This window comes from Streptomyces sp. NPDC050264 (genome assembly GCF_040655895.1).
In the GTDB taxonomy this organism is placed as follows: domain Bacteria; phylum Actinomycetota; class Actinomycetes; order Streptomycetales; family Streptomycetaceae; genus Streptomyces.
The window spans coordinates 408,251-418,424 of record NZ_JBFAKV010000001.1; the positions used below are offsets into that span (position 1 = coordinate 408,251).

A 10,174-nucleotide genomic window follows, 5' to 3' on the forward strand; every position below is an offset into this window, starting at 1 on the left:
ATGGCGACCTCAACGCCCACCCTCGTCCTCGTCGGCCACGGCATGGTCGGCCAGCGCTTCCTCGAAGCGGCGGCCGAGCGCGGCCTGACCGGGACGCACCGCGTGGTCGTCCTGTGCGAGGAGCCGCGGCCCGCCTACGACCGCGTCCACCTCACCTCGTACTTCTCGGGCACGACGCCCGAGGAACTCTCCATGACCGACCCGGAGTTCATCGAGAAGCACGGCATCGAGCTGCACCTGGGCGACCCCGCCGTGGAGATCGACCGTGCCACCCGCACGGTGCGCGCCCGGTCCGGCCTCACCGTCACCTACGACGCGCTGGTGCTGGCCACGGGCTCGTACCCGTTCGTGCCGCCGGTCCCCGGCAAGGACACGACGGGCTGCTTCGTGTACCGCACGATCGAGGACCTGTACGCGATCGAGGAGTACGCGAAGAAGAACGCGACCGTCGGCGCCGTGGTCGGCGGCGGGCTGCTCGGCCTGGAGGCCGCGGGCGCGCTCCAGGGCCTCGGACTGACGACGCACATCGTGGAGTTCGCGCCCCGGCTGATGCCCGTCCAGGTCGACGAGGGCGGCGGCGCCGCGCTCCTGCGGACCATCACCGACATGGGCCTCTCCGTCCACACCGGGGTCGGCACGCAGGAGATCGTGGCCGATCCGGAGCGCGGTGACGCCGTGCGCGGCATGAAACTGTCGGACGGCTCGGAGCTCGCGACCGACCTCGTCGTCTTCTCGGCGGGCGTCCGGCCGCGTGACCAACTGGCCCGCGACATGGGCCTGTCGGTGGGTGAGCGCGGCGGCATCGCCGTCGACGAGCGGTGCCGCACCAGCGACCCCGCGGTGTTCGCGATCGGCGAGTGCGCGCTGGCCGCCGACGGCCGGGTGTACGGGCTGGTGGCGCCCGGGTACGAGATGGCGGTGACGGCCGCGGCCGCCATCGCCGAGGACGAGACCGACGGGTTCACCGGCGCCGACCTCTCCACCAAACTGAAGCTGCTCGGCGTGGACGTGGCGTCCTTCGGCGACGCGCACGGAGCGACCGAGGGCTGCCTCGACGTCGTCTACTCCGATTCGCGTTCGGGCACGTACAAGAAGCTGGTCATCGGCGGTGAGGGCGAGCTGCTCGGCGGCATCCTCGTCGGCGACGCGGAGGCGTACGGGACGCTGCGCGCGCTCACCGGCACCGTGCCGCCGCTGGCTCCCGAGCAGCTGGTGCTGCCCGCGGGGGCGGGCGCGCCGGCGCAGCTCGGCCCCGAGGCGCTGCCCGACTCCGCCGTCATCTGCTCCTGCCACAACGTCACCAAGGGCGAGATCTGCGCGCACACCTCGCTGCCGGAGGTGAAGAAGTGCACCAAGGCCGGTACCGGGTGCGGGAGTTGCGTCAAGCTCATCGGGCAGCTGCTGCCGAAGTCCGGTGACGAGGGGCTCTGCGGCTGCTTCCAGCACACGCGCCAGGAGCTGTACGAGATCGTGCGCGTCAAGCGGATCACGACGTACGCGCGGCTGCTCGACGAGCACGGCCGCGAGGAGGCGCGCGGCGGCGAGGGCTGCGAGGTCTGCAAGCCGACGGTCGGGTCGATCATCGCCTCGCTCGCCCCGTCGATCGGCGCGGACGGCTACGTCCTCCAGGGCGAGCAGTCGGCGCTGCAGGACACCAACGACCACTTCCTCGCCAACCTGCAGAAGAACGGCTCCTACTCGGTCGTGCCGCGCATCCCGGGCGGTGAGATCACCCCGGAGAAGCTGATCGTGATCGGCGAGGTGGCCCGGGACTTCGGCCTGTACACGAAGATCACGGGCGGTCAGCGCATCGACCTGTTCGGCGCACGCGTCGACCAACTGCCCATGATCTGGGCCCGGTTGGTCGACGCGGGCTTCGAGTCCGGGCACGCGTACGGCAAGTCGCTGCGGACCGTGAAGTCGTGCGTCGGGCAGACCTGGTGCCGGTACGGCGTGCAGGACTCGGTCCGTATGGCGATCGACCTGGAGCTGCGCTACCGGGGCCTGCGGGCGCCGCACAAGCTGAAGTCGGCGGTCTCCGGGTGCGCCCGGGAGTGCGCCGAGGCCCAGTCGAAGGACTTCGGTGTCATCGCCACGGCCAACGGCTGGAACCTGTACGTGGGCGGGAATGGCGGCATGACGCCCCGTCACGCCGACCTGCTGGCGCAGGACTTGAGCGATGCCGAGCTGATCCGGCTGATCGACCGGTTCCTGATGTTCTACATCCGCACCGGCGACCGGCTGGAGCGGACCGCGGCCTGGCTGGACCGGATCGACGGCGGCCTGGAGCACGTACGGGACGTCGTCGTGCACGACTCGCTGGGCATCTGCGACGAGCTGGAGTCCCTGATGTCCGCGCACGTCGCGCACTACCGCGACGAGTGGTCCGAGACCCTCGACGACCCGGAGCGCCTGTCCCGCTTCGTCTCCTTCGTGAACGCCCCCGACACCCCGGACCCGACGGTCCGCTTCGTCCCCGAGCGCGACCAGATCAAGCCCGAACTGCCGCTGATCCCCCTGGAAGGACTGGTCACCCGATGACGACGACCACCATGACGACGACCGCCATGGCGAAGGCCGCTCCCGAGAAGACGGCGCTCCTGGTCCAACTCCGCCTGGAAGACGCCTGGTTGACCGTCTGCGACCTCTCCCTCCTCACCCCGGGGCGCGGGGTCGCGGCCCTGCTGCCCGACGGCCGGCAGGCGGCGGTCTTCCTCGACAGGTCGGGCCGCGTGTACGCGGTCGACAACACGGACCCGTTCACCGGGGCGGCGGTGCTCTCGCGCGGACTGCTGGGCTCGGCACTCGGCCGCCCGTTCGTGGCGTCGCCCCTGCTGAAGCAGCGCTTCGACCTGGAGACGGGACGCTGCCTGGACGACGAGGCCATCGCCGTCCACGCCTACCCGGTACGGACCGCCTAGGGCCAATGCCGTTGCCTTGGCCGCGATCTTGGTGCGTGCACCCCCGAGCGCAGGCGCGGCGCGCATCCTGGTGACATTCTCAAGAACCGCAGGAGTCCACCGTGTCACGGCGGTTCATGAGCCTGGGGCGACAAAGGGCAAGATCGCCCGTAACGCAACGGCATTGCGCCTAGGGCCTGCCTTCAAACTCCCGGGGACCCACCCTCGCGCGGAGGGAAGTCCTCGCGCAGAGGAAGTCCTCACATACTTGACCGGCCGTTCTGGATACCCGTAGATTCACCGCCGTGGCCAGGACCAAGGAATTCGACCCGGACGCCGCGCTGCAGGCAGCCCTGGAGCTGTTCCACCGGCGCGGCTACGAGGCGACGTCGATGGCGGACCTCGTCGAGCATCTCGGCATCGGGCGCGCCAGCATCTACGCGACGTTCGGCAACAAGCACGCCCTGTACCTGAAGGCGCTGGACCGCTACACCGACACCACCGACCTGCACGTGCTCGCCGAACTGTCCGGCGGCGGACCCGCGTTGCCCGCCGTGCGCGCCCTGGTGCGCCGGTTCGCCGCCGAGGCGACCACGGATGACGAGCGCCTGCTCGGCTGCCTCGTCACGAACACCGCGACGGAGCTCGGCCCGCACGACCCGCAGGCCGCCCGCCGGGTGGAGCGCAGCTGGGAGCAGATCGAGACCGTGCTGCACAGCGCCCTCCTGCGCGCCCGCGCCCAGGGCGAGCTGCCGGCCGACCGCGACCCGCGCGCGCTCGCCCGCCTGTTGCTGGTCCTCATGCAGGGCATCCGCGTCGTCGGCAAGGCCTCGCAGGACACCGGGCGCATCCGGGACGCGGCGGAGCAGGCGCTGACCCTGCTGGACTGACCCCGCGGATTCGCCCCCTTCCGGGCAGCCCCACCTTTCACGTAGCCGCACCTTCCACGCAGCCCGTAGCGGATCTTTGCCTTTCCACGTCCTCATACTGAACCGATCGGTCAAGAACACCAGACACAGGAGCCTCCATGCCCTCCAGTCCCTCCCTGCCGTCCGTGCCCCGCGACCGCTTCTCCGGCAAGACCGCCCTCGTCACCGGCGCGGGCTCGGGCCTGGGGCGGGCCGTCGCGCTCGCCCTCGCCGCGGAGGGCGCACGGGTGGTCGTCACGGGCCGCTCCCCCGCACCGCTGGACGAGACCGTCACGCTCGTCGAGGCGGCGGGCGGCACCGCTCTCGCCCACGTGGCGGACGTGAGCCGATCCGATCAGGCAACTTCCGCCGTCCTCAAGGCCGTTGACCGGTTCGGCTCGCTCGACGTCGCCGTGAACGCGGTCGGGATACTGCGCGGCGCGGGGACCACCGTCGGCGAGCTTGCCCACGACGACTGGCAGGCCCTGCTCGACACGAACGTCACCGGCATCCTGTACTCGCTGCAGGCCGAGATCGCCCAGATGCGCGGCCAGACCGGCGGCGGCGCCGTCGTCAACGTCTCCTCGAACCTGGGCCCCCACAAGTCGGCCCCGGGCCTGACGGGTTACGCCGTCTCGAAGGCGGCCGTCTCGGCGCTGACCCGCGGCGCCGCCCTGGACCACATCTCCGAGGGCGTCCGCATCAACGCGGTCAGCCCGGGCCCCGTCGCCACCACCATGTCGCTGCGCCCGGGCGAGACCTCCGCCGAGCGGGCCGTACGCATGAAGGACGAATCGCCGCTGGGCCGCGTGTCGACGACCGATGAGGCCGCGGCCGCCGTGCTGTACCTGGCCTCCGCGGACGCGGCCTCGGTGGTCGGCGCGGATCTGGTGATCGACGGAGGGGCGACCGCCTGAGCCGTCCGCCTCGCCTGTTCCGCCGGGCCCGCCCATCAGCGGACCGTCAAGGTGCGGGCCGCCCGGGTCAGTGCCGCGTCAAGGGGGCTGACGCGGCCGGGCGCCGGGCTTACGGTGCGCTGCATGGGACGCAAGGTGAGGCCGCGGAGGACAGCGAGGATTCGCGCCACCGCGGCGCCGGCGACGGTGCCGGCCACGGAGACGACGACCACAAAGACCACCACGACCACCACGACGGACCGGAACTGGGCACGGGAGCTACGGGCCGCGCTGCTCTGCACCGGGCTGCTGTTCGCGCTCGTCGTCACCATCGACGCGGCGAACTCCACCCTCACCCCCGCCCGCACGGCCATGTGGACCGGCGTCTCCCTCCTCCTCTACGCCGTCCTGCATCCGCCACGCGTCACGGCAGGCCCCGGCTGGCTCGCGGTGCGGGGCCTGGGCGGGCGGCGACACGTCTGCACGGACCTGCTGGTGTCGGTCCGGCGCGGGGAGGGCAGCACGCCACGACTCGTCCTGCGGGACGCGCTCGGCGCCCGCGTGGAGGTCGACCCCAAGATCCTCGTGGCGAACCCGCTCCTGCGGCACAGGCTGGAGACGGGCGCGGCGCGGGCGCGGGCCTACGGGTTGCTGGCGACCGGCGGGGACGTGCTGCGGGAGATGGGCGAGCGGATGGACAGGGACGGCGCGCGAGGGATCTTCGAGACATCGGGGCTCGCGACGACACCCCCTCCCGGCCGCCCTCCCCGGCGCTGACCCTCGCCCCCGCTCCTCTCCCTCACCCCGTCAGGCCGCTGTACGCGACGCCCGTCAACTGTTCCGACGCCGCCCAGAGCCGCTCCCCCGCCACGTCGTTGCGCGTCCACGACGCGCGCCACGACCTGGCGGGCGCCCCGCGCCACATCAGCACGCGCGGGCCGTAGAAATCGTCGGGGCGCACACCGGGAGCGGTCGCCGCGTGCAGCGTCGGCAGCGCACCGTCCTCGGCGGGCCGCGCGAAGATCCGGTTGCCCACTTCGACGATCCGCTCGGCGCCCTTGCGCCCCTCCATCCGGACACCGCGCGTCTGCAACGACGTGGACGCATACCCGGGATGCGCGGCGACGGCCACGAGGTCCGCGCCGGCGGCGGTGACGCGCCGCGCCAGTTCGTGCACGAACAGCAGATTGGCGGTCTTGGACCGGCCGTAGGCCACCCAACGCCGGTACCCGCGCTCGCTGTTGAGGTCGGCGATGTCGATGTTGGCGAGCACGTGCAGTCCGCTGGAGACGGACACGACGCGGGCCGCGGGCCTGGCGAGCAGGTTCGGCAGCAGCAGCCCGGTCAGCGCGAAGTGGCCGAGGTGGTTGACCCCGAACTGCGTCTCGAACCCGTCGGCGGTGCGCCCGTACGGCAGCGCCATGACCCCGGCGTTGTTGACGAGCAGGTCGAGCGGCCGGTCGCCCCACCCGGCGGCGAACTTCCGCACGGAGTCGAGGTCCCCGAGGTCCAGAGCCCCGAACTCGGCGGCACCACCCGGCACTTCGGTGTGCAGCCGGTCCAGCGCGGCGGTGCCCCGCTCCGCGCTGCGGCAGGCGAGCACGACGTGGGCGCCCGCGCGGGCCAGTTCGCGCGCGGTGACGTACCCGATGCCGCTGTTGGCGCCGGTGACCACGGCCGTACGGCCGCTCAGGTCGGGGATGTCGCTGGCGTTCCAGCCGCTCATGGTGGTGCTCCCTGGGCGCGGTCGGTCGTTGTCGTCGGTCATCACCGGTGGACCTACCCGACAGTCAAGTGGTCGACCCTGTTCCGCTCAACCCCGCCTCTCACCCGGTATCGCCCCGTATCGCCGCATCGCACCGAAAAAGCGGCACCCCCCGCACAGGGGTGCCGCCTTCTCGTCCCGCGGACCGGAGCCGCCGCCGATCGGTGAGGGTCGGGGACCGGACGACGGCTCCGGAGTACCTCAGCGGTGGTCGCTGCCCGCCGAGGACGAGGCGGCGCGGCCCGCTTCCAGACGGGCGACCGGGATGCGGAACGGCGAGCAGGAGACGTAGTCCAGCCCGACCTCGTGGAAGAAGTGGACCGACTCCGGGTCGCCGCCGTGCTCACCGCAGACGCCGAGCTTCAGGTCGGGGCGCGTGGCACGGCCGGCCTCGACGGCGCTGCGCACCAGGGCGCCCACACCGTCCTTGTCGATCGTCTCGAACGGCGACACCCCGAAGATGCCCTTCTCCAGGTAGGCCGTGAAGAAGGAGGCCTCCACGTCGTCGCGGCTGAAGCCCCAGACGGTCTGCGTCAGGTCGTTCGTGCCGAAGGAGAAGAACTGTGCCGCCTCGGCGATCTGCCCGGCCGTGAGGGCGGCGCGGGGCAGCTCGATCATGGTGCCGATGGCGAGCTTCAGCGTGACGCCGGTCTGCTCCTGGACCTCGGCGATGACCCGGTCGGCCTCCTCGCGGACGATCTCCAGTTCCTGGACGGTGCCGACGAGCGGGATCATGATCTCGGCGCGCGGGTCGCCCTTGGCGTTCTTGCGGGCGGCCGCGGCCTCGGCGATGGCGCGTACCTGCATGGCGAACAGGCCGGGGATGACCAGGCCGAGCCGGACGCCGCGCAGGCCCAGCATCGGGTTCTGCTCGTGCAGGCGGTGCACGGCCTGGAGGAGCCGCAGGTCGTTCTCGTTGTTGTCCTGACGGGACTCCGCGAGCGCGACGCGCACCGACAGCTCGGTGATGTCGGGCAGGAACTCGTGCAGCGGCGGGTCGAGCAGCCGGACCGTGACCGGCAGGCCGTCCATCGCCTCGAACAGCTCGACGAAGTCCTGCTTCTGCAGCGGCAGGAGCTGCTTGAGGGAGTCCTCGCGCTCGGTGTCCGTGTCGGCGAGGATCAGCTTCTCGACCATCTCGCGGCGCTCACCGAGGAACATGTGCTCGGTGCGGCACAGGCCGATGCCCTGGGCGCCGAACCGCCGGGCGCGCAGCGCGTCCTCGGCGTTGTCGGCGTTGGCCCGTACGCGCAGGCGGCGTACCCGGTCCGCGTAGGCCATGATCCGGTGCACGGCGCCGACCAGTTCGTCGGCGTCGTCGGCGCCGGCGTGCATGCGACCCTCGAAGTACTCGACGACCGGGGACGGCACGACCGGCACCTCACCGAGGTACACCTTGCCGGTGGAACCGTCGATGGAGAGGGTGTCGCCCTCCTCGACCACCACGTCACCGACGGTCAGCCGCCGCCGCTTGGTGTCGACGTCGAGCTCCTCGGCGCCGCAGACACAGGTCTTGCCCATGCCGCGCGCGACGACGGCCGCGTGCGAGGTCTTGCCGCCGCGCGAGGTCAGGATGCCCTCGGCGGCGATCATGCCGTCGAGGTCGTCGGGGTTGGTCTCGCGGCGGATCAGGATGACCTTCTCGCCGGAGCGCGACCACTTGACCGCGGTGTACGTGTCGAAGACCGCCTTGCCGACAGCGGCGCCCGGCGACGCGGCGATGCCGCGCCCGAGCAGCTCGACCTTCGCCTCGTCGTCGAACCGCGGGAACATCAGCTGCGCGAGCTGCGCGCCGGTAACCCGCTGCAGGGCCTCGGCCTCGTCGATCAGGCCCTGGTCGACGAGTTGCGTGGCGATACGGAAGGCGGCTCCGGCCGTCCGCTTGCCGACGCGCGTCTGCAGCATCCACAACTGGCCGCGCTCGATGGTGAATTCGATGTCGCAGAGATCCTTGTAGTGGTTCTCCAGGGTCTCCATGATCTGCATGAGCTGGTCGTACGACTTCTTGTCGATCTGCTCCAGCTCGGCGAGCGGCACCGTGTTGCGGATACCGGCGACGACGTCCTCGCCCTGCGCGTTCTGCAGGTAGTCGCCGTAGACGCCCTGGTGCCCCGAGGCCGGGTCGCGGGTGAAGGCGACGCCGGTGCCCGAGTCGGGGCCGAGGTTGCCGAAGACCATGGAACAGACGTTGACGGCGGTGCCGAGGTCGCCCGGGATGCGCTCCTGGCGGCGGTACAGCTTGGCGCGGTCGGTGTTCCACGAGTCGAAGACGGCGTGGATGGCGAGGTCCATCTGCTCGCGCGGGTCCTGCGGGAAGTCGCGCCCGGCCTCGGTCTTGACGATCTTCTTGAAGCGCGTGACGAGCTTCTTCAGGTCGGCCGCGTCCAGGTCGGTGTCGACCGCGACCTTCTTGGCGTGCTTGGCCTTCTCCAGCGCGTCCTCGAAGAGTTCGCCGTCGACGTCGAGGACGGTCTTGCCGAACATCTGGATGAGGCGTCGGTACGAGTCCCAGGCGAAGCGCTCGTCGCCGGCCTGCTTCGCGAGGCCCTGCACCGACTTGTCGGAGAGGCCGATGTTGAGGACGGTGTCCATCATGCCGGGCATGGAGAACTTCGCGCCCGAACGGACCGACACCAGAAGGGGGTCGTCGGCCTGGCCGAGCTTCTTGCCCATCTTCCGCTCAAGGGCGTCGAGGTGTACGCCGACCTCGTCACGCAGTGCCACCGGCTCCTCGCCGCTGTCGAGGTAGACCTTGCAGGCCTCGGTGGTGATGGTGAAGCCCGGAGGAACGGGAAGCCCCAGGTTGGTCATCTCGGCGAGGTTGGCACCCTTGCCGCCGAGAAGGTCCTTGAGGTCCTTGTTCCCCTCGGTGAAGTCGTAGACGAACTTCACGTCTTGATCGCCTTGAACGGCTACCTGAGGATCTTTGTTTTCCGACACGGGTCTCGACTCCTCGAGGCTCGGTGGCTGCCCTGACGGCGAGGAACATACCCAGATCCAAGGCCCCTGGGTACGTCCACTTTGCCGTCATGCGGCCGTAACCACCCGTCCGCCAGGAGATCGAAAGTGACCGCCGGGTACCGGCCGCCTCCGACCTGCGTTCACTTCCCGAAGGGTCAACTCCCGTAGACCCCGAAAATCGCTCACATGAGCACCCCTTGCTCTCATGTGCGTTCAATCCATAAATGATCGCGCAGTGGCACTGAGTGCCACGTCTTGGAGAAGTGCAGTCAGTGAATTTGCGCTCATCTGAGCGCAAGGGTGATCAGAGGTGGCGAGAATCACGCCGTTTGAACGGGTCGATGGACGGCGCGATGTCACTATGCGGACGCCCTCCGGGCCGTGAACGGGTCGAACGGGCCTGTCGCGCCGGGGCGGTGTGTGCGGGCGGGGGCGTATCGCCGGCGCCCGCCGGGAGGGGGTTCCGGCCAGATCTCGGATGATCAGCTGCGCGGCGCTGCCGCGAGGGGCGGGTCGTGGTCGGGTGCCGGCCCGGCGGGGGCTGGTCGCGCAGTTCCCCGCGCCCCTGAGATGCGCACTGCGTGCGCCATCCCGGGATCGCACCGCGTGCCCATCTCTGTAGGCGTGTGAAGGGGCTGCGCAGGGCGCACCCTCATGAGACTGCGTCGAAGCCGCATGCTCCAGGGGCGCGGGGAACCGCGCGACCAGCAACGACGACAGCGCACCGTCAGGACGGCCCGCCCA

Annotated in this window: 7 protein-coding genes; 5 read left to right on the forward strand and 2 right to left on the reverse strand. The window is 70.9% G+C overall.

Annotated features, from left to right (window positions below):
- From nirB to AB0J02_RS01890, 5 genes are all read left to right on the forward strand, one after another.
- Nucleotides 1-2,541 (forward strand): nitrite reductase large subunit NirB, encoded by a 2,541-nt coding sequence (nirB, locus tag AB0J02_RS01870; protein WP_363191530.1) that lies wholly within the window; start codon nt 1-3, stop codon nt 2,539-2,541.
- Nucleotides 2,538-2,921 (forward strand): nitrite reductase small subunit NirD, encoded by a 384-nt coding sequence (gene nirD, locus AB0J02_RS01875; RefSeq protein ID WP_363191531.1) that lies wholly within the window; start codon nt 2,538-2,540, stop codon nt 2,919-2,921. The genes nirB and nirD overlap by 4 nt, the downstream gene beginning before the upstream one ends.
- 284 nt (nt 2,922-3,205) lie before the next feature.
- Complete coding sequence (locus AB0J02_RS01880) at nt 3,206-3,790, forward strand: TetR family transcriptional regulator (RefSeq protein WP_363191532.1); 585 nt, start codon at nt 3,206-3,208, stop codon at nt 3,788-3,790.
- A gap of 137 nt (nt 3,791-3,927) precedes the next feature.
- The gene (locus tag AB0J02_RS01885) at nt 3,928-4,725 is read left to right on the forward strand and encodes an SDR family oxidoreductase (protein WP_363191533.1); all 798 of its coding nucleotides are present in this window, start codon (nt 3,928-3,930) and stop codon (nt 4,723-4,725) included.
- A 123-nt stretch (nt 4,726-4,848) separates the two neighbouring features.
- Nucleotides 4,849-5,481 carry a hypothetical protein gene (locus tag AB0J02_RS01890; RefSeq protein ID WP_363191534.1) on the forward strand — a complete coding sequence of 211 codons (633 nt, stop codon included), beginning with the start codon at nt 4,849-4,851 and terminating at the stop codon, nt 5,479-5,481.
- A 22-nt stretch (nt 5,482-5,503) separates the two neighbouring features.
- Here AB0J02_RS01890 and AB0J02_RS01895 read toward each other — a convergent pair whose 3' ends face one another.
- Nucleotides 5,504-6,430 carry an oxidoreductase gene (locus AB0J02_RS01895; protein WP_363191535.1) on the reverse strand — a complete coding sequence of 309 codons (927 nt, stop codon included), beginning with the start codon at nt 6,428-6,430 and terminating at the stop codon, nt 5,504-5,506.
- 240 nt (nt 6,431-6,670) lie between these two features.
- The gene (ppdK, locus tag AB0J02_RS01900) at nt 6,671-9,409 is read right to left on the reverse strand and encodes a pyruvate, phosphate dikinase (protein ID WP_363191536.1); all 2,739 of its coding nucleotides are present in this window, start codon (nt 9,407-9,409) and stop codon (nt 6,671-6,673) included.
- Between the last annotated feature and the right edge of the window lie 765 nt (nt 9,410-10,174).

What these genes read in the sequence shown, in the direction of transcription:
- nirD (WP_363191531.1), top strand. Translation starts at nt 2,538, where the DNA reads ATGACGACGACCACCATGACGACGACCGCCATGGCGAAGGCCGCTCCC.
- nirB (WP_363191530.1), top strand. Translation starts at nt 1, where the DNA reads ATGGCGACCTCAACGCCCACCCTCGTCCTCGTCGGCCACGGCATGGTC.
- AB0J02_RS01890 (WP_363191534.1), top strand. Translation starts at nt 4,849, where the DNA reads ATGGGACGCAAGGTGAGGCCGCGGAGGACAGCGAGGATTCGCGCCACC.
- AB0J02_RS01895 (WP_363191535.1), bottom strand. Translation starts at nt 6,430, where the DNA reads ATGAGCGGCTGGAACGCCAGCGACATCCCCGACCTGAGCGGCCGTACG.
- AB0J02_RS01885 (WP_363191533.1), top strand. Translation starts at nt 3,928, where the DNA reads ATGCCCTCCAGTCCCTCCCTGCCGTCCGTGCCCCGCGACCGCTTCTCC.